Annotated in this window: 22 protein-coding genes, 1 tRNA gene, 2 riboswitches and 1 other annotated feature; of the genes, 3 read left to right on the top strand and 20 right to left on the bottom strand. The window is 40.7% G+C overall.

The window, feature by feature from the left end; translation table 11 throughout:
• Positions 1-336 precede the first annotated feature (336 nt).
• From LG273_RS00115 to guaB, 12 genes are all read right to left on the bottom strand, one after another.
• Positions 337-429: transfer RNA gene (locus LG273_RS00115), tRNA-Ser, on the bottom strand.
• A 154-nt stretch (positions 430-583) separates the two neighbouring features.
• Complete coding sequence (locus LG273_RS00110; RefSeq protein ID WP_404456921.1) at positions 584-1,114, bottom strand: DUF4279 domain-containing protein; 531 nt, start codon at positions 1,112-1,114, stop codon at positions 584-586.
• Positions 1,115-1,316: 202 nt separating this feature from the next.
• Entirely contained in the window at positions 1,317-2,522 is a 1,206-nt protein-coding gene (locus tag LG273_RS00105; protein ID WP_404456918.1) for a M20 family metallopeptidase, read from the bottom strand.
• A 31-nt stretch (positions 2,523-2,553) separates the two neighbouring features.
• On the bottom strand, positions 2,554-3,369 hold the full coding sequence (locus LG273_RS00100) for a MetQ/NlpA family ABC transporter substrate-binding protein (protein ID WP_379560791.1): 816 nt from the start codon (positions 3,367-3,369) through the stop codon (positions 2,554-2,556).
• Between the two features lie 17 nt (positions 3,370-3,386).
• Positions 3,387-4,037 (bottom strand): methionine ABC transporter permease, encoded by a 651-nt coding sequence (locus tag LG273_RS00095; protein ID WP_404456915.1) that lies wholly within the window; start codon positions 4,035-4,037, stop codon positions 3,387-3,389.
• Positions 4,027-5,058, bottom strand: coding sequence for a methionine ABC transporter ATP-binding protein (locus LG273_RS00090; protein WP_404456913.1), 1,032 nt, complete (start codon positions 5,056-5,058; stop codon positions 4,027-4,029). The genes LG273_RS00095 and LG273_RS00090 overlap by 11 nt, the downstream gene beginning before the upstream one ends.
• An 85-nt stretch (positions 5,059-5,143) precedes the next feature.
• A riboswitch (SAM riboswitch) is annotated at positions 5,144-5,244 on the bottom strand.
• Positions 5,245-5,344: 100 nt separating this feature from the next.
• A riboswitch (SAM riboswitch) is annotated at positions 5,345-5,450 on the bottom strand.
• Between the two features lie 179 nt (positions 5,451-5,629).
• Positions 5,630-6,532 (bottom strand): glycine betaine ABC transporter substrate-binding protein, encoded by a 903-nt coding sequence (locus tag LG273_RS00085; RefSeq protein ID WP_379559947.1) that lies wholly within the window; start codon positions 6,530-6,532, stop codon positions 5,630-5,632.
• A 415-nt stretch (positions 6,533-6,947) separates the two neighbouring features.
• Positions 6,948-8,222 (bottom strand): serine--tRNA ligase, encoded by a 1,275-nt coding sequence (gene serS / locus LG273_RS00080; protein ID WP_379559948.1) that lies wholly within the window; start codon positions 8,220-8,222, stop codon positions 6,948-6,950.
• A gap of 57 nt (positions 8,223-8,279) precedes the next feature.
• Positions 8,280-8,503, bottom strand: a binding site (T-box leader).
• Between the two features lie 262 nt (positions 8,504-8,765).
• On the bottom strand, positions 8,766-9,353 hold the full coding sequence (gene pdxT, locus LG273_RS00075) for a pyridoxal 5'-phosphate synthase glutaminase subunit PdxT (protein WP_404456909.1): 588 nt from the start codon (positions 9,351-9,353) through the stop codon (positions 8,766-8,768).
• 16 nt (positions 9,354-9,369) lie between these two features.
• Positions 9,370-10,254 carry a pyridoxal 5'-phosphate synthase lyase subunit PdxS gene (gene pdxS, locus LG273_RS00070; RefSeq protein WP_404456906.1) on the bottom strand — a complete coding sequence of 295 codons (885 nt, stop codon included), beginning with the start codon at positions 10,252-10,254 and terminating at the stop codon, positions 9,370-9,372.
• A gap of 31 nt (positions 10,255-10,285) precedes the next feature.
• Positions 10,286-11,623: a serine hydrolase gene (locus LG273_RS00065; protein WP_404456903.1), complete on the bottom strand. Its 1,338-nt coding sequence runs from the start codon at positions 11,621-11,623 to the stop codon at positions 10,286-10,288.
• A 135-nt stretch (positions 11,624-11,758) separates the two neighbouring features.
• Positions 11,759-13,231 (bottom strand): IMP dehydrogenase, encoded by a 1,473-nt coding sequence (guaB, locus tag LG273_RS00060; protein WP_404456900.1) that lies wholly within the window; start codon positions 13,229-13,231, stop codon positions 11,759-11,761.
• 177 nt (positions 13,232-13,408) lie between these two features.
• Here guaB and LG273_RS00055 point away from each other — a divergent pair, with 177 nt between their 5' ends.
• Genes LG273_RS00055 through LG273_RS00045 form a run of 3 tightly spaced genes read left to right on the top strand, consistent with a single transcriptional unit; the run spans position 13,409 to position 14,871 of the window.
• Positions 13,409-14,371: a YaaC family protein gene (locus tag LG273_RS00055; RefSeq protein WP_379559954.1), complete on the top strand. Its 963-nt coding sequence runs from the start codon at positions 13,409-13,411 to the stop codon at positions 14,369-14,371.
• Complete coding sequence (locus tag LG273_RS00050) at positions 14,368-14,535, top strand: hypothetical protein (RefSeq protein ID WP_379559955.1); 168 nt, start codon at positions 14,368-14,370, stop codon at positions 14,533-14,535. The genes LG273_RS00055 and LG273_RS00050 overlap by 4 nt, the downstream gene beginning before the upstream one ends.
• Positions 14,536-14,871 (top strand): hypothetical protein, encoded by a 336-nt coding sequence (locus LG273_RS00045; protein WP_404456896.1) that lies wholly within the window; start codon positions 14,536-14,538, stop codon positions 14,869-14,871.
• Positions 14,872-14,900: 29 nt separating this feature from the next.
• On the opposite strand, the gene LG273_RS00040 is transcribed toward LG273_RS00045, so the two are convergent.
• The 8 genes from LG273_RS00040 to dnaA form a co-directional block, all read right to left on the bottom strand.
• On the bottom strand, positions 14,901-16,004 hold the full coding sequence (locus tag LG273_RS00040; RefSeq protein ID WP_379559957.1) for an HD domain-containing phosphohydrolase: 1,104 nt from the start codon (positions 16,002-16,004) through the stop codon (positions 14,901-14,903).
• Positions 16,005-16,065: 61 nt separating this feature from the next.
• Entirely contained in the window at positions 16,066-18,564 is a 2,499-nt protein-coding gene (gene gyrA / locus LG273_RS00035) for a DNA gyrase subunit A (RefSeq protein WP_379559958.1), read from the bottom strand.
• Positions 18,565-18,639: 75 nt separating this feature from the next.
• Positions 18,640-20,562, bottom strand: coding sequence for a DNA topoisomerase (ATP-hydrolyzing) subunit B (gene gyrB / locus LG273_RS00030; RefSeq protein WP_379559959.1), 1,923 nt, complete (start codon positions 20,560-20,562; stop codon positions 18,640-18,642).
• Positions 20,563-20,613: 51 nt separating this feature from the next.
• Positions 20,614-20,910, bottom strand: a complete 297-nt coding sequence (remB, locus tag LG273_RS00025) for an extracellular matrix regulator RemB (RefSeq protein ID WP_379559961.1) — start codon at positions 20,908-20,910, stop codon at positions 20,614-20,616.
• 18 nt (positions 20,911-20,928) lie between these two features.
• Positions 20,929-22,041, bottom strand: a complete 1,113-nt coding sequence (gene recF, locus LG273_RS00020) for a DNA replication/repair protein RecF (RefSeq protein ID WP_379559962.1) — start codon at positions 22,039-22,041, stop codon at positions 20,929-20,931.
• A 61-nt stretch (positions 22,042-22,102) separates the two neighbouring features.
• On the bottom strand, positions 22,103-22,321 hold the full coding sequence (yaaA, locus tag LG273_RS00015) for a S4 domain-containing protein YaaA (protein ID WP_379559963.1): 219 nt from the start codon (positions 22,319-22,321) through the stop codon (positions 22,103-22,105).
• Between the two features lie 354 nt (positions 22,322-22,675).
• Entirely contained in the window at positions 22,676-23,812 is a 1,137-nt protein-coding gene (dnaN, locus tag LG273_RS00010) for a DNA polymerase III subunit beta (RefSeq protein WP_379559965.1), read from the bottom strand.
• A 246-nt stretch (positions 23,813-24,058) separates the two neighbouring features.
• Positions 24,059-25,405, bottom strand: a complete 1,347-nt coding sequence (dnaA, locus tag LG273_RS00005; protein WP_379559967.1) for a chromosomal replication initiator protein DnaA — start codon at positions 25,403-25,405, stop codon at positions 24,059-24,061.

The raw sequence follows: 25,405 nt of genomic DNA, 5'->3' as shown, positions 1-25,405 counted from the left end.
TGAATCTTCTCAGGACGGAGTGAGTTTCCGCGGTACCACCTAAATTGGCATATTCATGCCCAGCTTTTATTGTCAACACAGTATCACTGCGGTTAGCTTCTTCACTAACGACTCCCAGGCAGGTTCATATACGCTGGCCCCGATGGAATTTTTCAGCCGGTGAATTCCAATCTCTTTCAGGTGCTAATATACTACTAGTCTGATCAACGTCGAATTATTAATTTTTATTACTATATGTCTTACACGCTAAAAAGTCAAGACGTATTTACAAAGAAAAAAACCGCTACGAAGTAACGGTTTTTTTTATCTCCAATTTTTATGCGCTAACTTTATTCATGGAGGAGGTAGAGGGATTCGAACCCCCGCGCGGTTTGACCCGCCTGTCGGTTTTCAAGACCGATCCCTTCAGCCAGACTTGGGTATACCTCCGTGTGGCAACAGAATATAATATATCATGCTGAAAAAAAGATGTCAATTATTTTTTTACATAAATTTTATAAAGTAAAAACAATCGAGAAAGCTGGCGTTTTATGTAATCGTTTCGTATTCCATTTCTGAAAGGTTGCACTTGAGATCAATCCTACTACTGAAATAATCGCTTATATTTATATGCCTTATCTGAATAATAATGTAGAGGCTGGCTATGAGTATTAATTGATAGATCTACTTTCAACTCCGTTAAAAATAGTAATATCTCAGAGGGTATATCTATTGTATGAATCATATTTTCCGCCCCAAATGTATATACCTCCAACAGGCAATGTGCATCATATTCAGCTAGAATTTCTTTAATAGCGACTTTCTTTAATGCGTTGCTGAACTGTTCCACAAACTCTTCTAATAGTTTTTGGGTATGTGCTTCTGGGTAATCATTTATTTCCTCTCCGCTTTCAAGATCGCCTATCCGGTAGATCCAAGATGCTGTATAAGGACTTCCTGGCATTCTTGGACGAGTAGGTGTTGGACTATAATGGTAGTAAGGTTGATAAGATTGTGTATGGATTGGAATCATGCTTAACTTTTTGGTTATAACAAGGGGGTCAAAATGCTTTTTACTTCCCTCTGGATCATGCTCTGTATAAATCATAAATGATAAGAATATCGTTCGCTTCAAAGAAACTAGCTCCTTTATGGGGAAAAGTATAGTCATACGCTTCATTAACCAACCTTTATAAGTCAAAATACACAGAATAGTATACAACACCCTATTCAAAGAGTAAATTTTCCCAGACAAAGCTTCTATTTAAAGCAAAAAACAAAAGTAGCATCCGTATAAGAAAGATGCTACTTTTGATAGGAAATTTTTACGCGCTACTTTACTTCCCTGTCCGCTCCGAAAACTCTTGTTTAATCTCTTCAAATAATGCAGGATTTGTTAAAAGCTGAAGAGCTGTTAGAGCTGATGCTTTCGCTCCTTTTATAAGTGCTTGATCACCTTTCTCAGATCGTGCTGCCTCTCGAAATGCTACCGTATGGCCAACCAAATCGCTGGAGCCGATTTTGATATGTGGATGAATGGTTGGAACCACTTGGCTGACATTTCCTGCATCTGTAGAGCCGAGTGCCTTTCTTTCTTTTGTGATAACTTCCTCTCCCAGTTCTTCTGCTACTTCTTTAAAAACCTGGTCAAACCGTTTATTGACAATGAAATTATCTACTTCATTTTGGAAGGCAATTACTTTAACCTCTGCTCCTGTTGCTAATGCAGCACCTTCGGCAATAGCCTTCACTTTAGCCGTAACCTCGTTCAATAGTTCTCTGGAGTTTGCACGAATATAAAACCTTGCGTTAGCGTATTCTGGTACTACATTTGGTGCATCACCGCCATCTGTGATAATTCCATGAATACGAACATCTGACGGAAGATGTTGACGTAATGCGTTAATGCCATTAAAAAGTTGAATCACGCCGTCCAAAGCATTAATTCCTTTTTCCGGATGTGCGGAGGCATGTGCTGGCTTGCCGTAAAAAGAGAAATCAAGTGGATCTACCGCTAGACTTGGACCTGTTAGATTCGTTTGCGCCCCTGGATGAATCATGATTGCTGCATCTACATTCTCTAGCAGGCCATGCTTTACAAAGCTCCCCTTTGCACTTCCGTTTGGTCCGCCTTCTTCTGCAGGTGTGCCTAATACAACAAGCTCCCCGCCTACTTCATCCAATACTTTACTTAACGCTATTGCAGCTGCTGCACTTGTCGTACCAATCAGGTTATGGCCGCATGCATGGCCGATTTCCGGTAGGGCATCATATTCTGCCAGGAAACCAATCGTCAGACCCTCTTTTTCACTTTTCTTTTTCGCCAGAAAGGCTGTTTCATGACCTGCTACGCCTTTTTCTATCAAAAATCCTTCCTCAACTAGCAGTTCAATTAAGCGACCTGATGCGTAATACTCTTGGTTGCCAATCTCCGGGTTATCATGAATATCATGACTTACTTGAATGTATTTCTGTTTATTTTCCTCTACATTATCCAGGATGATCTTTTTCACTTCATTTACACTTTTAGCAACAACACTCATTTTCTTCACCTCTTTTTAAAATTGATTTAGCTTAGTGGCCAATTTCACTTAATGGCACAAATGTTGGAATGGAATTACCATTACGTTCTTCAATAATGAAGTCTGCTACATCATCAGACTGATAAATTTCCGCAAGTTTATTTAATGTTTCATTGTCCTTGTCTTTGTCTTGTACTGCAATAATGTTGATATATGGGGTCGCTGTTTCATCCTCATGATAGATAGAATCGTCCAGTGGGCTGTACCCGGCATCTACTGCGATTCCGTTGTTAATGATAGAAGCATCGACATCAGGCAAAACACGAGGAGTCTGGCCTGCCACAATTGGTTCAAACTTTAGGTTTTTCGGATTTTCCACGATTTTATCAACCGAACCATTTCCATCAAAGCCTTCTTCCAGCTTAATTAATCCAGCTTCTTGCAGGAGAAGAAGTCCGCGTCCCATATTCGTTGCTTCCTTTGGCAAGGCAATCGTACCACCCTCTGGGATAGCTTCCACGGAATCATGCTTTTCAGAGTAAAGGCCCATTGGTGCAATAACCGTCGTAGCAATTGGTGTTAAATCAAGGTCATGCTCTTTTATAAAGGCATCAAAATAAGATACGGTCTGGAAGGCATTCGCATCAATTTCTCCTTCCGCCAAAGCTAAGTTAGGCTGCACATAGTCAGAGAATCGAACAATTTCTACATTAATTCCTTCCTCCTTAGCCTTTTCAGCTACATAATCCCAAATGGTCGTATCAGAACCACTAATTCCAACTTTCACCGTGTCAGCAGCCTCTCCGCTAGAGCAAGCGCTAATTAACAATGTTATTCCAATTAAAACTAGTAAACTTAATTTTTTCATGTTGTATCTTCTCCTTTTTACCTTCTTCTAATTTTTTTAGATAATATATTTCCGGTGGATTGTAAGCCTTGAACCATGACGACGAGAATACCTACTGTAATGATCATCACTATCGTGTCAAACCGCTGGTAGCCATATGTAATGGCTAAGTCTCCTAAGCCACCACCACCGACTGCTCCTGCCATGGCTGATGCACCAACTAATCCAATCGTGGCAATGGTTGCACCTAGCACAAGGGAACTAAGTGCTTCCGGGATGAGGAAACGGATGATTATTTGCCAAGGTGTGGCGCCCATCGACTGCGCTGCTTCCATTACGCCGGGGTCTACTTCCAATAAGGAATTTTCTATTAATCTTGCAATGTATGGCCCTGCAAATAATACCATTGGTACGATCGCAGCTGCCGTTCCTATCGAGGTTCCAACCACTAGTCTGGTGAATGGAATCACCGCCACCATTAGGATGATAAACGGAATAGAACGAAATATGTTTACGACTGCATTTAGTACTGTGAAAATATATTTATTCTCCCATAAGTGCCCTTTTCGTGTTACGACAAGAATAATTCCTAAAACCAACCCTATGAGCATGGAGAAAAGCAGTGAAACTGCAACCATCACTATCGTTTGCCATAATGCCTCTGTAATCTGTTGCCAATCAACCAACATCTGCTAACACTTCCTTTATCCTTACTTTTTGCTGATGAATATGCATAATGACTCGGTTAATCTCCTTTTCTTCTCCTTTAAATTGGACGATGAGATTACCAAACGGTGTGCCCTGTAACTCTGTGATACTGCCAAATAGCACATTTACCTCCACCTGATACTGCTTGGAAATTTGCGATAATAGTGGTGTTCCAGTAGATTCCCCAACAAAGACAATCCGATAAATTTGTTTATGTGTGTCCTGTTTTTGGATTAAGTCATACACAGAGTCTGGTATTTGATCATGCATGACGGTACTAACAAAATTATGGGCTGTAGTCGTTTTGGGTTGGGAGAAGACATCAAACACGGAACCGGCTTCCACCACTTTCCCATCTTCCAATACCGCAACCTTGTCGCAAATTTCTCTAATGACACCCATCTCGTGAGTAATAATCAAAATGGTAATATTGTATTCCTGATTAATTCGCTTCAATAGCTTTAAAATAGCGTTTGTCGTGTCTGGGTCAAGTGCTGATGTTGCCTCATCACATAACAGGATGGATGGCTGTGTTGCTAGAGAACGAGCAATCCCGACACGCTGCTTCTGTCCGCCGGAAAGTTGGTCCGGATAGCTATCTGCTTTATCCCGCAAGCCTACAAAATCAAGCAATTCATGAACGCGGCGCTCCACTTCCTTTTTTGGTGTTTTACTTAGCAATAATGGCATCGCCACATTGGTAAAGACGGTTTTAGAATTAAGTAAATTAAAATGTTGAAAAATCATTCCAATATTCCGCTTTGCTTCCCGAAGCTCTTTGGCCGATAATTCTTGAAGGTTTTGGCCATTGACGGTAACCGTGCCAGAAGTTGGTTGCTCCAACAGGTTTACACAGCGAATAAGTGAGCTTTTGCCTGCTCCACTAAACCCAATGACACCGTAAATCTCCCCCTCTTCTACATGAAGGTTCACCTCATCTAGCGCTTTTACACCTTCTCCCTTTTCACCATAAACTTTTGATACGTGATCAAATGTAATCATTTGCTTCCTCCGATCGTCTGTTATTTCTAAATGAATTAAAAAACCTCTTCTTAAAAATAAGAAGAGGTTATAGAAAGCGTTCCTCTTCTTATCTTTACAGAAATACATCTGCTGGAATTGGCACGTTGCTAAAAGCACGTTGCCGAGGTTTCAATGGGCCAGTCCCTCCACCTCTCTGGATAAGAAGTTTTTATTTAATTTTGGTTGAAGAAGAGTTTTCGTTTACTAAACGAAAAAATCCCTTCTTATAAAAATAAGAAGGGATCAGCTATGTACGATCATCCTCTTCTTATTTTTCAGGCATTCGCGCCTGTTGGATTTAGCACAGTACTAGTTAAAGTCCGCTGCCGAGATATCAATGGGCCAAGTCCCTCCATCTCTCTGAATAAGAAGTAATGCATATTTAATTTGTTGTTGCTATTTACAATACTACCAGCTTTCCAATCTGTCAATATATTTTTAATAATTATTGTTAATTCATTTTATACCTGGAAGAGACTCAGAAGAAAAGAAAAGGGCGAGACATGAAGTCCCCCCTCTTCTGATTAAGCTAAACATGGTTATGATATTATTATTCCTTAGGTTCCAGATCTTCAAGAGAATTAATATCCATATAAGCTGGTACAGCTAACCCGGTCTTAGCGCCCTCTAAGTTTGGTCCCAAATCATCAAAATCCCTTTTGTACTCTTCATATAGATCGGCGTGTGTTATTGGCATCCATACTGCTAAAGATGCATCAGCATTACCAGTTGCTACGGCCTCAAACATAATAGCTGGGTCAACTTGTGTAAGTGTCACATTAAACCCTTTTTGCTCTAATGCAACTTTAGCAACATTTGCTGTGAAAATAGCATCATCCCAAGGTAAAAGAGCCAATTCAATGGAAGTGCCATCAACAGAATCTACGCCTTCCGTCCACTCTGCAATAATTTCTTGGTTGGCATTTGCCCATTCCTCTGTTACTTCCTCATAATCCTTTTCTTGAGCCTCTAATAATGCCTCTTCTACAGCCGATAGCTCCAACTGTATACGATCAATAATTGTATATGCTTCAGGCATCTCCTCTTTTAACCCTTTTCTAGCAATAGTCGTAATCTTTTCTTCATCTCCATGAATACCTTTGGGGTCCTCTAAATATTTCAAATCCCACTTAGCAAACTTATAATGAGGAGACCATGCACTAAAAACAATTGGTTCTTCATTATCAATTGCTTCACTTAACTTCGTTAACATCGCACCAGCTGAAGAAAGTTGCTGTTCCCACCCTGCAAGATTCTCGTACGCATCTAAAACTTCTTCATTCTTTTTCGTTTGTCCAGCACCAGGCTCCGTTCCGGTAATTGTGTAACTTAGTTCTTCACTAACACTGGTGTCAGCTTGTGCATCTCCGTCTTCGGATCCACACCCTGCAACAATAATAGATAAGGACAAACCAGCAATTACCCCCAGTTTCCTCCATTTAAACTTCATCATAAGAAAAAAACCTCCATCTTCCTGTACTATTATTCGACTATTTTTTACACAAGGACTCAAAGTTTGTCGAATTCGACACACAAACATAATGTTATACTTATTGGTAGCTTGTTACAAACGTTGTATACAGTTATTTCTGTACAAATTGTTTATAAAATTATAATTAAACAACAATTTCTATAAGGAATGTTAGCTTTGCTTTGTTTTTCTCTCTATATCGCATGATTCTTACAAATCTGATTTAATCGGCATATAAACTAATGAGTAAAGTAATTGAAGAAATGTAAAGATGCGCACACTCTGGAGGTGACTGTTGCGATCAAAGAAAGTATATCGCCAAAAATTATATTTTTTTCTCTTAAAAAAAGGCTGATTTTCGAATGAACGAAAACCAGCCTTTTATTATCAAATTTAATTATTTAATAACTTCCTTACCACCCATATATGCACGAAGCACAGATGGAACAATGACAGAACCATCCTCTTGTTGATAATTCTCTAAGATCGCTGCAACGGTACGGCCAAGTGCCAATCCGCTACCATTCAACGTATGAACGAATTCCGGCTTGCCATTTGCTTCTCTACGGAAACGGATGCCTGCACGTCTCGCCTGGAAATCTTCAAAATTAGAACAAGAAGAAATTTCCCGGTACGTGTTTTGGCTTGGAATCCATACTTCAATATCGTATTTCTTCGCTGCCGTAAATCCAAGATCTCCTGTACACATGCTCATAACCCGATATGGTAACTGCAGAAGCTGTAATACTTTCTCTGCATGGCCAGTCAGGTTCTCCAATGTGTCATAAGAATCCTCTGGTTTCGCAAAGTGAACAAGTTCTACTTTGTTGAACTGATGCTGGCGAATTAGTCCACGCGTATCACGCCCCGCAGATCCTGCTTCAGAACGGAAGCAACCACTGAAAGCAACGTACTTTTTCGGCAAATCATCTACCGTTAAAATTTCATCACGGTGATAGTTCGTAACAGGCACTTCAGCTGTAGGTGCCATGAAATAATCCCACTCTTCTAACTTAAAAGCATCCTCTTCAAATTTAGGAAGCTGGCCAGTACCAGTCATGCTTGTGCGATTAACAATATATGGTGGAAGCATTTCTTCATACCCATGTTCATCTGCATGTAGATCCATCATAAAGTTCAGTAAAGCTCGCTCTAATCTTGCACCAAGGCCTTTATAGAAAACGAAACGGCTCCCTGTTACTTTCGCTGCTCGTTCAAAATCTAGGATATCAAGGTTTGTGGCAATATCCCAATGCGCCTGAACATCAAAGCTAAAGTCTTTACGTTCTCCCCAATTGCGCACTTCTTGATTATCCTCTTCATCCTCCCCAACAGGCACGCTTTCATGTGGAATATTAGGGATGGATAACATGATCATATTAAGTGTTTCTTTAATCTCTTTTAATTCTTTATCTAGTTCAGAGATGCGCTCCCCAACCTCACGCATTTCTTTAATGGCTTGGTCTGCATCTTTCTTTTCTTTTTTCAGAACGGAAATCTGCTTAGAAGCCTCATTACGTTTTGCTTTTAATTGCTCTGTTTCGGCAATAAGCTCTCTACGTCTTTCATCTAATTCACCAAATTTGTCTAATTCGGATAAATCTTCCCCTCGGTGGGCTAGCTTTTCTTTTACTTCTGTGAAGTTGTTACGTAAATACTTCATATCCAGCATGTTGTTTTCCTCCTTTGATTATCTTTTAAAATACAAAAAACTCCCGTCCCTAATAAAAATAGGGACGAGAGTATGATTCCCGCGTTGCCACCCTTGTTGAAGAGTATAACCTCTTCCGGCTTATCGTGTTAACGGTACTACCGGGTTGATTTACTACCGGGGTGCCCGGGTTCAACTAACCAGTTCAAGGATGGATTCACAGCATACTCACGTCGATTCACACCAACCATCGACTCTCTTTAGAAAGCTATACTGTTACTAATTCCTATCATAACTTTTATATTCTATTACTAATTATAGCATATCATATACAATTTATACATCGAATGCAACCCTGGTCTTAAGTAATCTTTATATATATCGCTCTGTGTAAAAAGTTGTGACGCAATATCTAGCGGAGGAAAATACGCAGACTCCTTGGGGAGGAAAGGCATCGGTAAGACCCCGTAGTGCGTAGCACACGGAGGCTTACCAGCCGCCCCAGGAAAGCGAAGTATTTTCCGTAGCGCTGGGTAAAGCACTCACTTATAATTTTTTAAACCATTAAGCAGTTGCTTTGATGGATGCTTCGACCATTGTGACGAAATGGGCGATGACGCGGTTGTCGTCGGTTAGTTCCGGGTGGAAGGCAGTGCATAGATAATGCCCTTGCTGTGCTGCAACGATTCTATCTTGATATGTTGCTAGTACTTCCACTTCCGGCCCAGATTCTAAAACATATGGTGCACGAATAAATACCGCATTAAACGCATCACCTATATGCTTCATATCAAGCTCTGCTTCAAAACTTGCTACCTGACGGCCAAATGCATTCCGGGCTACTTTCATGTTCATTAAGCCAAGATGGGCATTATCCTGGCCGTCAATCTCACTTGCCATAAGAATGAGACCCGCACAGGTACCGAAAACTGGTTTGCCTTGACGGCCAAATTCCTGAATAGCAGTAAAGAATCCATAGCTATCAATTAAACGGCGCATGGTGGTGCTTTCTCCACCAGGAAGAATCAGGCCATTAATCTCTTCTAGCTGTTCTACTCGCTTTACTTCAACAGCCTTTGCTCCACATGCTTCTATCGAACGAATATGCTCACGTACCGCTCCTTGAAGCGCAAGAACACCAATCGTTATCATAAAACATTCCTTCTTTCTATTCGCTACGATCCTGCATACGGTCATGGGCAGCAATCGTGCTCATTTCAAGACCTTTCATTGCTGTACCTAACCCTTTGGATAGCTCACTGATTAATGCGTAATCTTTATAATGAGTTGTTGCTTCCACAATGGCTTTTGCGAATTTTTCCGGGTTATCTGATTTAAAAATACCAGACCCAACAAATACGCCATCTGCTCCTAGTTCCATCATAAGTGCCGCATCAGAAGGTGTTGCAATACCACCAGCCGCAAAGTTAACAACAGGTAGACGGCCTTCTTCACGGATTTGTAGCAATAACTCATAAGGTGCGCCGATTACTTTAGCAAATGTCATCACTTCGTCTTTAGACATTGCAGAAAGCTTGCGGATCTCAGATTGTACTTCACGCATATGACGAACAGCTTCTACGATATTTCCTGTACCCGGCTCTCCCTTTGTACGTAGCATAGAAGCTCCTTCTCCAATACGACGAGCTGCTTCGCCAAGATTACGGCATCCACATACAAATGGCACTGTGTAATCAGATTTGTTTAGGTGATAAATATCATCGGCTGGAGTCAATACTTCACTCTCATCAATATAGTCGACACCCATTGCTTCGAGCACACGCGCTTCCACGATGTGACCAATACGCGCCTTCGCCATAACGGGAATAGATACTGCATTTAATACTTCTTCCGTAATAGTCGGGTCAGCCATACGAGCTACACCGCCTGCTGCGCGAATATCAGATGGTACGCGCTCAAGTGCCATTACAGCAACTGCACCTGATGCTTCCGCTATTTTAGCTTGCTCGGCGTTCACAACATCCATAATGACGCCGCCTTTTTGCATTTCCGCCATACCGCGTTTTACACGTTCTGTACCTGTATTTGACATGTAGAATTCCCCCTAATTTTTATCGTTCGTATTAGCTAAATAATCCTTTAACCCAATCTGCAGCAGTTGTGAATAGATCTGCAAAGAAATCACCAACTGCTCCAAGCGTTAACATAAACCAGTTTGACTTCTCTACTGACTCATCCGCAACGATCTCAATTGGCCCATCAGATCCTGTCATAATATAACCATAATCATTTTCGCCTTCATATACAACCTCGGCACTCCCAACAACATCCCCTTTTTTAACAGGTGCGGTCAGTTCTCCTTCAGCGTTTAACTTCTCTTCATCAAGGGTATAGTTAATACTATATTGGTTCGCTTCATCTTTTTGAATAGGGAAGGAGACAGCTTGTCCAGTTGAAACAGAAACCACATCTTCTTTCCCCTTAGCTACAGAAATACTCGATTGATCCTCTAACTGATAACCGGCCGGGAATAATTCGGTTGTTTCAAAGTTATCAAAACCGTAATCTAGTAATTTTGCAGTTTGAGCAAAACGCTCTTCTTCACTAGCTGTTTTCATTACTACGGAAATATAGCGTTGGCCATCACGCTCAGCAGTACCAGTAAAGCTATAACCCGCTTTATCTGTGTAACCTGTTTTTAGCCCGTCCACTCCTTCATAATAGAATTGCTTTAAGAAAGTGGTGTCATGGGCCAGCATATGGTTCCAGTTACGAATTTGTTGACCATCAAATTCAGTGGCTGGAATACTAGAAATTTCTAGTGCTTCCGGATAATCCTTTATGAGATGGTAAGCAAGTAAAGCAGATGATTCCGCAGATAATAGATTCGTTTCATCTGGTTCCGTGCCTTCTGGATAGTTGTCACCTAATGAGGAATTATCCAATCCTGTTGAATTAACAAATTTATAGTCAGGGAGCCCCATTTCTTCTCCCTTTTCATTCATCATTTTTACAAACTCACCTTCTGAACCAGCAATCAGTTCAGCAAGTGCAATGGTGGTGGCATTATCTGAATTAATTGCCATCGCTTCATACAACGATCTAACAGTATAATCTTTGTTCTGTCTTAAACCAACACCTGAAAAAGAGTTATTGGCAGAAATACTGTAAGGATAGTCGCTAATCTGTGTTGTAGTGTCCCAGCTGATTTGACCTTCTTCGATGGCTTCCCATACAAGATATTCTGTCATCATTTTTGTCATACTTGCTGGAGGCAGGGCTTCATCTGCATTCTTTGCAAAGACAATTTTCCCTGTTGCTGCATCAACTAAAATAGCCGATTCAGCTTCAATATCTAACGTGCTTTGAGCTTTTGCCGAAAACGGCTGTACAAATACCGATGTCATCACTACTAAAACAGCTAGTAATAATGATAGACGCTTTTTCATTATGTGTTTCAACTTTCTTACCTCCAACATGTAGTTTAACCTTCTTATGGTGTACGCGTGCACTTTGTTATTTTACCATAGAAAACGCTAAAAAAATAGACGGGGAATCGCCCCGTCCACTAAATTTTCAGTTTTATACTCGACTTCCTATTGTAATGAGTAATTCGGTGATTCTTTCGTTATTTGCACATCGTGTGGATGGCTTTCGCGAAGACCTGCATTCGTAATTTTAATAAACCGCGCATCTTCTCTTAGTTCGTCGATCGTTGCAGTACCACAGTATCCCATACCTGAACGGAGCCCACCTATTAGTTGATGAACAGTATCAGCAAGCGCCCCTTTGTAGGCAACTCTTCCTTCAATTCCTTCTGGTACCAGCTTTTTAGCTTCATTTCCTTCCTGGAAATAGCGATCTTTTGAGCCTGCTTTCATGGCACCAACCGATCCCATGCCACGATAAACTTTATATTGTCTACCCTGATAGATTTCCGTTTCACCAGGACTCTCATTAACACCAGCAAACATACTACCAAGCATAACTGCATGTGCACCTGCTGCTAATGCTTTTGCAATGTCCCCAGAGTATTTAATCCCGCCATCGGCAATAACAGGCACATTGTATTCTCCTGCTGCAAGCGCACAATCATGCACCGCTGTAATTTGCGGTACGCCCACACCAGCTACGACGCGTGTCGTACAAATAGAGCCAGGGCCAATACCTACCTTCACAATAGAAGCTCCAGCTTCAATTAAATCTCTGGTCGCTTCTGCAGTAGCTACATTTCCTGCTATAATATCTAACTCAGGATATTTTTCACGGACTACTTTTACTTGGTTTATTACACCTTCTGAATGGCCATGCGCTGTATCAATAACAATTACATCAACACCTGCTTCAACCAATTTCTCAATACGTTTCATCGCATCTCCTGTAACACCAACAGCAGCACCTGCAAGTAATCTCCCTTGCTTATCCTTAGCAGCATTCGGGAATTCGATTACCTTTTCAATGTCCTTAATGGTAATTAATCCCTTTAGCGTTTTTTGATCATCGACTAATGGGAGTTTTTCAATTTTATAACGCTGTAGAAGCTGTTCGGCTTCTTCTAATGTCGTGCCCACAGGCGCTGTGACAAGATCCTCACTTGTCATAACTTCCGCAATAGAGATAGAGTAATCTTGAATAAAACGAAGGTCACGATTCGTTAAAATGCCAACAAGCTTTTGTTCTTCGATCGAGTTAACAATCGGTACACCGGAAATCCGAAATTTTCCCATGAGATGTTCCGCATCGTAAACTTGATGTTCAGGAGTTAAGAAAAATGGGTTCGTAATAACACCACTTTCCGAACGCTTCACACGGTCTACCTGTTCCGCTTGATCTTCAATGGACATGTTTTTATGAATGATTCCTAAGCCACCCTGGCGAGCCATCGCAATCGCCATTTCAGCTTCTGTTACGGTATCCATCCCTGCACTAATAAATGGATTATTCAATTGCAGGTTCTCTGTCAACTTCGTTTTTACCTGCACATCCTTCGGCAATACTTCTGATTTTGCCGGCATCAGTAAAACGTCATCAAATGTCAGTCCTTCTTTTGCGAACTTGTCTTCACGCATGATAGATCCTCCTCCTGATTTGTAATATGTATGCAACGTGCTATCCTTGCACAAGCTATGCAAGTAATACTATTTTTATATACAATACGCCAACCTATTTGCTTTTTCAACCAGAACTTTAAACAAAATTAAAGAAAGTAGATTCAAAATTTTTAAATAGTTGGGGGAGGATGTTATATGCAGGAAATAGAGGTGTTTTATACCTACTTAATGTCACAGCAAACAGCACAGCATTACCTGCTCAACTGTTATAAAGAAATAGATGGAATAGACGCTGAAAAGAAAAGCTACGAAAACTGCACAACATTTATGTCTTACCTAGAACACGGGAAGCTGTTTTACAAAAGTGGAGACAATGCCTCTCCGATTCTTCAGCCTGTCCTCTATTTTTATGGGATGGCACATCTTATAAAGGCCTGCCTTCTAACTGTTCGACCTGATTACCCTGAATCAACAAGCCTGCTTGCACACGGAGTAACAGCGAGGAAGCGAAAAAAGAAGGATTATTCTTTTCTGAACGATGAAATAAAGCTTCAGCATAATGGGTTGTTTCCTTACTTTTCCGAGCATCTCTTTCAAATAAAACGTTACCCTTTCGAAAAAATCACAATGAAGCAGCTCTTATCCCTTATCCCAGAAATGAAGCATATATTCCATTTCAACGGAGACGAGGGGTTATATAGAGTAGGGAAAAAGAACGGCACATGGTTAGAATTCCCTCATGCAATTTTAGATGACTACCATACTACAAAAGACAGCTTCTTAAAGAAAATCACTCCCTATATTCCAGAAATTAAGCATGTAGAAGTAGACAACGCGTATATCCGAGTGGAACTTATCCAGCAGTTGAGGGATATAAAAGGACCGTTTTATACAGATACCTCCCAGACCTCTATCTACTTCCCTGCAAGCAAGGAGGTATACCTGCCATTCTCTGAAGTGATGATCCATTATCTACTTCTTTATAACCTGAGCATGCTTTGTCGCTATGAGACGGAGTGGTGGGGCGATCTCTTTACATCCAAGCCAGAAGTAGACTATCCGTTTATCACCCAATTCCTTAAAGAATCAGCAGCTAAGGTTCCATTTTTGCTTGGTTTGGAGCTTTATAAAAAACGTGGTGGTGGCTTTTTTGGTTGATTGGGCGGCGCGCTTGGTTGATTGGACACTGCTCTTGGTTGATTGCACTGCTCCACTGGTTGATTGAACACCACCATTGGTTGATTGCACTGCTCCACTGGTTGATTGAACACCACCATTGGTTGATTGCGCTGCACCACTGGTTGATTGAACACCACCATTAGTTGATTGCACTGCTCCACTGGTTGATTGAACACCACCATTGGTTGATTGCGCTGCACCACTGGTTGATTGAACACCACCATTGGTTGATTGCGCTGCTCCCTTGGTTGATTGCACACCACCATTGGTTGATTGCACTGCTCCACTGGTTGATTGAACACCACCATTGGTTGATTGCACTGCTCCACTGGTTGATTGAACACCACCATTGGTTGATTAAACACCACCATTGGTTGATTGCACAACGCCACTGGTTGATTGCACAACGCTGGTTAATTAAACTATGCGCACATGCCGATTACTCCACTCCCATAATCCATTACACACCACTCATCTAACCAAAACCCAAACAAAAAGCCGGCATGCCCTACGAAGGGATACCGACAATTTCTTCAATATACATCTCTGTCTGCTGCAGGGAGACAATTTCATCTTTATCTTCCATACGCACCATTGGTCTTGTAGGATGTTTAGTATCAATAAAAACAATTTCACCTAGCTGGCTATTAGAAAGGCGGATTTTTGTACCAATGGAAAAGTGGGTCATGCTTTCTACAAAGCTTGCAACAACATCTGGGTCCAAGGTAGAAAATTGCTCCTTTTGTAACTCCTCAATAACTAGAAAAGGCGATTGCTTTTGTTTATAGGCTCTTTCACAAGTCATCGCATGATACATGTCACAGACAGCAATAATTTTAGCAAATTTATGTACTTTACTGCTCGTTAGTCCAAGTGGATAGCCGCTTCCATCCATTCTTTCATGGTGTTGCAAAATGGCGAGCTTTACAGACTGCTTGATGGTGGGGATATGCTCTACCATTCGATAGGAATAAGTAGGGTGCTTTTTTAGCTCGGCCATTTGTTCAGCACTTAAGGGATCTGTTTGCGAAAGAAGGTTATGATCAACTTTGGACATACCTGCATCTGAAAGCAATCCAGCTAGGCCAATTTGTAGCCATTCCCCAGAAGGATATCCCATCTTCTTCGCAAGGAATGCCGATAAGATGCCAACTGCAACACTATGATAGTAAAAGTAGTCTCGCTTTGTTGCATAGTGATGGAGCGTATATACAAACGAAGAGATATCCTCCATCCTTTTTAGCAACGGAATCATTTGCTTACGCACATAGGGCATATCAATTGGTGTACCATTTTTCCAGTTTTCAAACATTTTCTTGTATGCTTGTACAGTCTGTTCGTATTGTACTTCGAAGGTCGGAAGTTCTTCTTCCTGAGGCTCTGGTACAGGATGTTGCACCTGTTTAGCTTCCTCCACTTGCTCTGGGGTGAACGCTGCCCCTTTAGCTAGTTTCGAAGCAACCTCTACTGAATCCACTAGAAACTTCTTAATAACTGTGATATGTTCTTCTGTTAATACTGTGTTTTTCGGGATAATGGCTCTATTTGTTTTTCCTTTGATATCTCTAAGCAACACACATCCTGGGACAAGTTGCGAGGCTTTTACCCTCATAATTATTTCCCCCTGTACCATATTAATCAGGAAGGAGCTTGAGCCCCTTCCTGCCAATTTATTATTCTTCTGTATCCTCTTCCGTTTCAGAAGTAACTGTTTCTTCAACAGTTTCCTCTTCTTCCTCTTCGTCACGGTCTACACGTGCTACTGTTGCTACTTCCTCTTCTTCCTGCAGTCTAATTAGACGTACACCCATTGTATTCCGACCTGTTTCGGAAATATCCTGGACTGGAATTCGAATAAGTACACCTGCAACAGTGATGAGCATGAGGTCTTCTTCTCCTGATACGGCTTTAACCGCAACAACATGGCCTGTTTTATCAGTTAGATTACAGGTGAAGATACCTTTTCCGCCACGGTTTGTTACACGATACTCTGCTTCAGGTGTTTGTTTTCCGTAACCTTTACTTGTAACGTGCAAGATTTTGGAATCTTCCTGAAGAATTTCCATGGATACAACCTCATCATCTTCTCTAAGGGATATACCTTTCACACCGGCAGCAGTTCTGCCCATGGAACGGATTTGGTCCTCAGGGAATCGAATGAGATAACCATTTTTCGTTGCGATCATCATATCCTTATTTCCATCTGTCAGGCGTACGGAAATCAATTCATCCTCATCGCGAAGTCCTAATGCAATTAAGCCACCTTTTCGGATGTTAGCAAATTGGGATAGTGTAGTCCGCTTGGAAATACCGTGCTTGGTGGTGAAGAACAAGTAATCCGTGTCACTAAATTCGTTTACAGAAATTACAGCATTAACCCATTCGCCTTTCTCTACTTGGAGAAGGTTAATAATTGGGATACCCTTAGCTGTTCTGCTGAATTCTGGAACTTCATACCCCTTCGCCTTGTATACCTTCCCTTTATTCGTAAAGAACAGGATCGTGTCATGCGTAGAAGTCGAGACGAGATGTTCTACAAAATCGTCCTCATTGGTTCCCATTCCTTGAATACCACGGCCTCCACGTTTTTGAGTCCGATAAGTAGAAGAAGGCAGACGTTTGATATAACCTTGATGGGTAAGCGTAATAACAATATTCTCCTCTGGGATTAAATCCTCATCTTCAAAGAAGTCTACGCCTCCTAGTACAATTTCTGTACGGCGTTCATCGTTAAAACGTTCTTTCACTTCGGTTAACTCTTCCCGGATAATTTCAAGTACCTTTTCTTCATCAGCTAAAATTGCTTTTAACTCTTCAATTAAGTCGAGAAGCTCTTTGTACTCATTTTCGATTTTTTCGCGCTCTAACCCAGTTAGTCGCTGTAAACGCATATCCAAGATGGCCTGGGCTTGTTTCTCGGAAAGCTGGAATCGCTCCATTAAGCCATCTCTTGCAATATCGGTTGTTTTCGAGTTACGGATAAGTGCAATCACTTCATCCAAATGATCAAGTGCAATTCGTAATCCTTCCAAAATATGCGCTCTTGCTTCTGCTTTACGCAATTCAAACGCTGTACGTCGGCGAATAATCACCTTTTGGTGCTCAAGATAATGCTCAAGACATTGCTTAATTGTTAATACTTTCGGCTGACCATCAACCAGTGCCAATGTGTTAATCCCAAAGGTTGTCTGCAACGCCGTATGTTTATATAAGTTATTAAGTACAACATTCGCATTTACATCACGGCGTAGTTCCATGACGATACGCATACCATTACGATCTGATTCATCACGTAAATCCGTAATTCCTTCAATTCGTTTATCACGCACATGTTCAGCAATTCGTTCAATCAGTTTTGCTTTATTAACTTGGTATGGAAGCTCGGTCACGATAATGGTTGCTTTCCCATTTGCATGTTCTTCTATATTCGCTTTAGCCCGCACAGTAATTGAACCTTTACCTGTTTCATAGGCTTTTCTTATTCCACTTTTACCTAAAATTTGCCCGGCTGTTGGGAAATCAGGACCATGGATATAATCGTCCATTAACTCACTAATCGTAATATCCGGATTTCTACTAATCGCTAATACTGCGTCAATGGTTTCCCCTAGATGATGTGGCGGGATATTGGTTGCCATCCCAACCGCAATTCCTGATGTTCCGTTTACCAATAAATTAGGGAAACGTGCTGGAAAAACGACTGGTTCCCGTTCAGAGCCATCATAGTTATCAGTGTAATCAATCGTATCTTTGTTAATATCGCGCAACAGCTCCATCGATATTTTAGACATTCTCGCCTCTGTATAACGCATTGCCGCTGCGGAGTCGCCGTCCACTGAACCGAAGTTCCCGTGGCCATCTACAAGCATATAGCGATAACTGAAATCCTGTGCCATACGTACCATTGTTTCATAAACGGCTGAATCACCATGAGGATGGTATTTCCCGATAACTTCCCCAACAATACGGGCGGATTTTTTATATGCTTTATCTGAGTGCATCCCCAGATCATTCATTGCGTACAAAATTCTTCGATGCACAGGCTTCATTCCGTCACGGACATCTGGCAATGCACGTGAAACGATAACACTCATTGCGTAATCAAGGAAGGATGTGCGCATCTCATTACTTATATTTATTTCCTGAACGTTTGGACGTTTTTCCTCTGCCATTCCTATACCTCCTATCACTATTTATCTAACGACAATAGTGATTTGCCTCAAATATTACATGTTTTTATATTAATTTTAGATATCTAGGTTTTTAACGTACTGCGCATTTTCCTCAATAAAGTGCCTTCTCGGTTCTACTTTATCACCCATCAGCATATCAAATACTTGATCTGCATCAATGGCATCAGCCAGGTCAACCTGTAGCAAGGTACGTGTCTCTGGATCCATCGTTGTATCCCAAAGCTGGGTCGCATTCATTTCTCCAAGCCCTTTATAACGCTGAATCCCTGGTTTAGGTGCTTGTGGAAGCTCTTGAAGCAATTGATCAAGTGCTTTTTCATTGTACACATAATGAATAGCTTTACCTTGTTTAATCTGGTACAACGGTGGTTGTGCGATATAAATATAGCCATGTTCAATTAATGGGCGCATATAACGATAGAAAAAGGTTAATAGTAATGTACGTATATGTGCACCATCGACATCGGCATCTGTCATAATAACAACTTTATGGTAACGGGCTTTAGAGATATCAAAGTCCTCACCAATACCTGTGCCAAGCGCTGTAATCATGGCACGTACTTCATTATTGGATAAAATTTTATCAAGACGGGCTTTCTCTACATTGAGAATTTTACCGCGTAATGGCAGGATTGCCTGAAAATGACGGTCACGGCCGGATTTCGCTGATCCGCCTGCAGAGTCACCCTCTACAATATAAAGCTCACTTATTTTTGCGTCTTTTGATGAGCAATCTGCAAGCTTACCTGGGAGATTTGAAACTTCCAGCGCACTTTTTCTTCTTGTTAGCTCTCTGGCTTTTTTCGCTGCCATACGGGCACGAGAAGCCATAAGTCCTTTTTCAACAATAATTTTTGCAACGGAAGGATTTTCATAAAGAAACTTAGAGAACATTTCACTGAAAACAGCGTCTGTTATCGTACGTGCTTCACTGTTGCCGAGCTTTGTCTTTGTCTGCCCCTCAAATTGCGGGTCGGGGTGTTTCACCGAAACGATGGCGGTCATGCCTTCGCGAACATCATCACCGGTAAGGTTCGGGTCATTCTCCCTGAATAAATTATTTTTCCTTGCATAATCATTAATCACGCGTGTAAGACCTGTGCGGAATCCAGACTCGTGACTACCACCTTCATAGGTGTGAATATTGTTGGCAAAGGAATATAAGCTGCTTGCAAATCCTTCGTTATATTGAATGGCGACCTCAACGGAAATCCCCTGGTCTTCTCCTTCTGCATAAAAAGGCTCGTGTAAGACTTCTTTCGTACGGTTAATGTACTCTACATAGGATTTAATTCCGCCTTCGTAGAAATAGCTAACAGGCTCTTGGTCTGTACGCTTATCTTCTACGGTGATGGTAATTCCTTTATTAAGAAAAGCTAATTCACGTAAACGCTGGGTTAACGTATCATAATTGTACTCGGTGGTTTCAAAGATTTCAGGATCTGGAACAAAATGGGTGATGGTACCTGTTACATCTGTTTCCCCGACAACTTCAATTTCTCCTTGAGGTACACCTTTTTTAAAGCCCAAATAGTGAACCTTATTATCTAAATGAACATGGACATCAAGGCTTGTAGACAAGGCGTTTACCACTGATGCACCTACACCGTGCAAACCACCTGATACTTTGTAGCCACCGCCGCCAAATTTCCCGCCGGCATGCAGTACCGTCATGATAACTTCTAATGCAGGGCGACCAGTCTTTTTCTGAATACCTACCGGGATACCGCGGCCGTTATCTTTTACCGTAATACTGTTATCGGCTTCAATTGTTACGTCAATCCTGTCACAATATCCAGCTAATGCTTCATCGATACTGTTATCAACAATTTCCCATACAAGATGATGTAAGCCTTTCTCACTTGTTGATCCAATATACATGCCGGGTCTTTTGCGCACCGCTTCAAGGCCTTCAAGCACCTGAATCTGATCAGCACCATATTCGGATTCGTTTTTAATATTTTCTTCCATTGCCATGCTCTCACTTCCATTTCCTGTACTTAAAATGTATCGAATTAAAACAGTAGACTAAGCTTCTTCTATTTCTTCTTTAATTTCATCAGAGAAATCATCCAGCTTACTGATTGTGGATATCATACTGGCCCGCTTCTTCAACGTAGATACGGAAAGCGTACTATAATAGATCACTTCCTTTGTGATCATCACAGACTTTGCATCTACTGTTGGGCCTAACACTTTCTTTTCCTTGGCGGCGTTCTCCATCATTTCCTCCATAATAGAAGAGGATGAGATTAAATTATAATCAATGATTGCAATAACGTCTTTCGAGCGAATGACATTATCATTACCGATATGAATAAACATGCTTTCTTCCCCCCTAATCTATTTTTCCACTACACCATTTCGGACACGAAAGAGTTCCGCTTTATTCAGGGTTTCATGATTTATTCCATCAACACTAGTAGTAGAAACAAAGGTTTGTACCTTACCTTGAATGGTATGAAGTAAGTGTGATTGTCGGTAATCATCCAATTCACTCAACACATCATCAAGCAGGAGGATCGGATACTCCCCAACCTCATTGTATATAAGTTCAATTTCTGCAAGTTTCACCGACAAGGCAGTTGTTCGTTGCTGCCCTTGGGATCCAAAGGTTTGCACGTCCTTGCCGTTTACATAAAAGAGGAGATCATCACGATGTGGGCCAACTAAACTTGTTCCCCGCTCAATCTCTTTTTCTTGTATTTGCTGAAATTTATTTAAATAGATACTCTCTATTTTCTCCTTATTATCATCTTCTGATACTTCGATTGTCGGAGAATACTTTATTTCAAGCCTTTCCAGCTCACGGCTTATGCCATGATGAATTGGACTAGCCCATTTTCGTAATAAATCTAAAAAAACAAACCGTCTTTCCAACAAGGTTGCGGCATGTTCTACTAGTTGGTCTGTCAGTACTTGCAACATCGTTTTATCACGCGCATGACCACGTTGCAGCTGCTTTAACAGATGATTTCGTTGCTTTAATATTTTTTGGTATTGTCCTAAATGGTAGATATACCTTGGCTGGATCTGACCTAGCTCCATATCGATAAACCGCCTGCGTATTTGTGGAGCACCCTTTACCAGTGTTAAGTCTTCAGGGGCAAACATCACGACATTTAGAGCACCAATATAGTCACTCAAACGCTTCTGTTCAAGGCGATTCAGCTTTGCCTTTTTTCCTTTTGCGGAAAGAATAATTTCAAGGGGAAAGGTTTGATTCCGTTTGGTAATCCTACCCTCTATTTTAGCATACTCCTTCTCCCATTGAATCAATTCTTTTTCTCTAGGAGTACGATGCGATTTCGTGAAGGCAAGTAAATAGATTGCCTCCATCAAATTTGTTTTACCTTGTGCGTTTTCCCCAATAATTACATTGATTTTATTATTAAATTCCATTTCCAGCTTGTCATAATTGCGGAAATTTCGTAAATTAAGTTCTTCTATATGCATGACGAATCCTCTTTTTTTCGCTTCAGTTCAGGAACTTTTACTAGGAGGTCTCTGACATTTTTCAAGCTTTTATCACTTTATAGGATCCAATGCCTTCCACATCTACAATGTCTCCTGGATATAGCTTACGACCACGGCGATGCTCCCGCTCTTGATTAACTAATACGCCTTCCTCCTGCAAAAACGCCTTCACCATTCCGCCAGATTCAAGTACATTGGCTAGCTTTATAAATTGCCCTAAAGCAATATACTCCGTCGTTATCTCAATTTCTTCATGCATGATATCACCAAGTTTCCTACTTTATTTAGAAAAACATTTTACTTGTAAAAAGCTTTCTTCATTCTGTTTCGGGCATAGGAAAACCTACATCGTTGCGAATAGATGAACAAATGTAAATTTTCAATAGATATTGCTATTCTTTAGTTTTAACTTGTAAACGTCTTGTATACCTATTTTACTAAAGATTTGTCATTATGGAAAGGTATGACCCCATATTTACATCAGAAACGCTTATTTAGGCTTAAAATTGCTTCTAAAATGTTCTTCAGTAATTATTATAGTCTCTCCAGAATATAACAAGGCCCTCTATCTTTAAAAGATAAGGGCCTTATTACACACGTCGTTTTCTATTATTTAATACGTTCTGACGGGCAGAATGAGTTGCAGAATTGGATCGTCGTTTGCAGGGCGAATGATGAACGGGCGCATTGCTCCTGTGAATTCTACTTTTACTTCCTCGTATTCGATTGCTTTCAATGCATCAATCATATATTTGGAGCTAAAAGAGATCTTAAGTTCCTCTCCACTTATCGAAGGTACCGTAATTTCCTCTGCTACCGTTCCAACCTCAGGAGAATTACTAGTAATTTCAATTAATCCATTTCCTTTTGTGCTTAAACGCACGACATTATTTCGTTCTTCTTTCGCTAATAGGGAAGCACGATCAATTGTGCTTAACAATTCTTTTGTTTTTACATGAAGGACTGTTTTGCTTTGATCTGGAATTAAGCGAGAAGTCTCTGGATAGTTTCCATCAAGCAATCTTGATAGGAAATTGAGATTCTTTGTTCTAAACAAAATTTGATTGTTTGTAACGCTTATTTCCACAGTTTCTTCTGTATCATCTAAAATTTTGTTTAGTTCGTTTAAACTTTTACCGGGAACAACTACAGTTGGTAATTGGCCAGGCGCATCATTAACAGGGATTTCTCTTGATGCTAAACGATGGCTGTCCGTAGCTGTAAAGGTTAGGTTTCCACCATCAAGCTTAATGTTTACCCCTGTAAGAATAGGACGAGTCTCCATGGTAGAAACAGCAAATACAGTTTGTTTGATTAAGCTTTTTAACAAATCGATCGGCAGCTCAAAACTATCATTTGTTTGAAGTTTTGGCAGCTGTGGATATTCTTCTGCATCTTGCCCATTCAAGTTGAATTCCGCTTTACCGGAGCGTATGGTCACTTTAAGATTTTCATCAGACTCAATTTCAACTGTTTTCTCTGGTAATTTCCGAACAATATCTGGGAAATATTTTGCTTGCAGTACAATGCTTCCCTCTTCAATCTGTTCTACATTTACATTCCCATTTTCCTCAGCAGGAATAAACGATTCAATCGAAATATCTGAATCACTACCTGTTAATGTAATACCACTTTCTTTTGCTTCAATTTTCATTCCTGTCAATATCGGTATAACGGTACGGGATGAGATAGCCTTCATAACATCTTGAACACTGGAGATTAACTGATCCCGTTGGATAATAAATTTCATGAATAAATCCTCCTAATGGAAGTTCTTTTATATTTATTTTTATTATAAAAATACAGTCTTAATAGTAATAAGGCTTGTTGGTATGTGGATAAGCGAGTTTAAGCCAGATTATTAAAAGTTATACACATGTGGATAAACTGTTTGTAAGTTTGCATCGCTATTCACACTGTGCACAGGTTATCGTTACTGGGTTCATGCCAAAAAACGAGATGAAGTCCAGTATTTCTTAAAAAAGTGGGTCTAAAACTAAAACGATTTTAGATTTTCTTTAATTTCTTCTATTTCACGTGTTAGCTGTGTGTCATTTTCCATTAAGCGTGCAATTTTTTCGTGTGCATGGATAACGGTTGTATGGTCACGTCCTCCAAATTCCTCGCCAATTTTAGGCAAAGAGGAGTCCGTCATTTCCCTTGATAAATACATTGCAATCTGTCGCGGGAAGGCAATAGATTTTGTCCGTTTCTTCGCAAGGAAATCCTCTAGCCGGATGTTGTATTTTTCTCCAACTGCCTCCTGGATCCGTTGAATACTAATGATCTTAGGTTTGCTGCTTGGAATAATATCTTTTAAAGCATCTGCAGCTAAGGACGCGTCTATATCTTTGTTAACTAAAGAAGAATAGGCAACGACGCGAATTAAAGCCCCTTCTAATTCACGAATGTTGGTATCAATCTGATTGGCAATATAAAGCATCACTTCATTCGGAATATCGAGCCCTTCTGCTTTGGCCTTCTTCGTTAATATCGCAATCCGTGTTTCTAAATCTGGTGGGGTAATATCTGTGATTAGTCCCCACTCAAAACGAGAGCGTAAACGATCTTCCAGTGTTGGAATTTCCTTAGGTGGACGGTCACTGGAAATGATTATTTGCTTGCTTTCTTCATGTAAAGTGTTAAAGGTATGGAAAAATTCCTCCTGTGTGGATTCTTTTCCAGCAATAAATTGAATATCATCAATTAAGAGCACATCTACATTACGGTATTTATTACGAAAGTTAACGGTTTTGTTGTCCATAATGGCGTTAATGAATTCATTCGTAAATTTCTCTGATGAAAGGTAAACAACCTTTGCATCTGGGTCATGGTCTCTTACATAATGGCCGATCGCATGCATTAAATGGGTTTTACCAAGTCCAACACCACCATAAATAAATAGCGGGTTATAGGCTTTTGCCGGTGCTTCTGCCACAGCAAGAGATGCTGCGTGAGCAAATCTGTTCCCTGCACCAATAACAAACGAATCAAAGGTGTACTTTGCATTTAACATAGACTTTGGTGACTCAAGACCGCCGTCATTTCCCACATTCGGTTTGGGTGCCAGCTCCGTGTCTTCAACAGGAGGAGCAGAGTCTGGAATGATAAATTTCGTAGCCAGTCTTGAACCAGTAATTTCTAATAAAATATCGGATATAAGTGCGGTGTACTGGTTTTCGAGCCAATCTCTGGCAAATTCATTTGGTGCAGAAATAACAAGGGTATTGCCTTCAAGAAATTCAGCATTTGTATTTTTCAACCAAGTATCGAAGCTAGGCTTACTAATCTTTTCTTCGATTTTTTCCAGGGTTGCGACCCAAAGTTCCTCTATATTTTCCAA

This window comes from Oceanobacillus kapialis (assembly GCF_044790185.1).
In the GTDB taxonomy this organism is placed as follows: Bacteria; Bacillota; Bacilli; order Bacillales; family Amphibacillaceae; genus Oceanobacillus_B; species Oceanobacillus_B kapialis.
The sequence above is the reverse complement of the archived record's forward strand: the minus strand, read 5'-3'. Positions and strand labels throughout refer to the sequence as shown.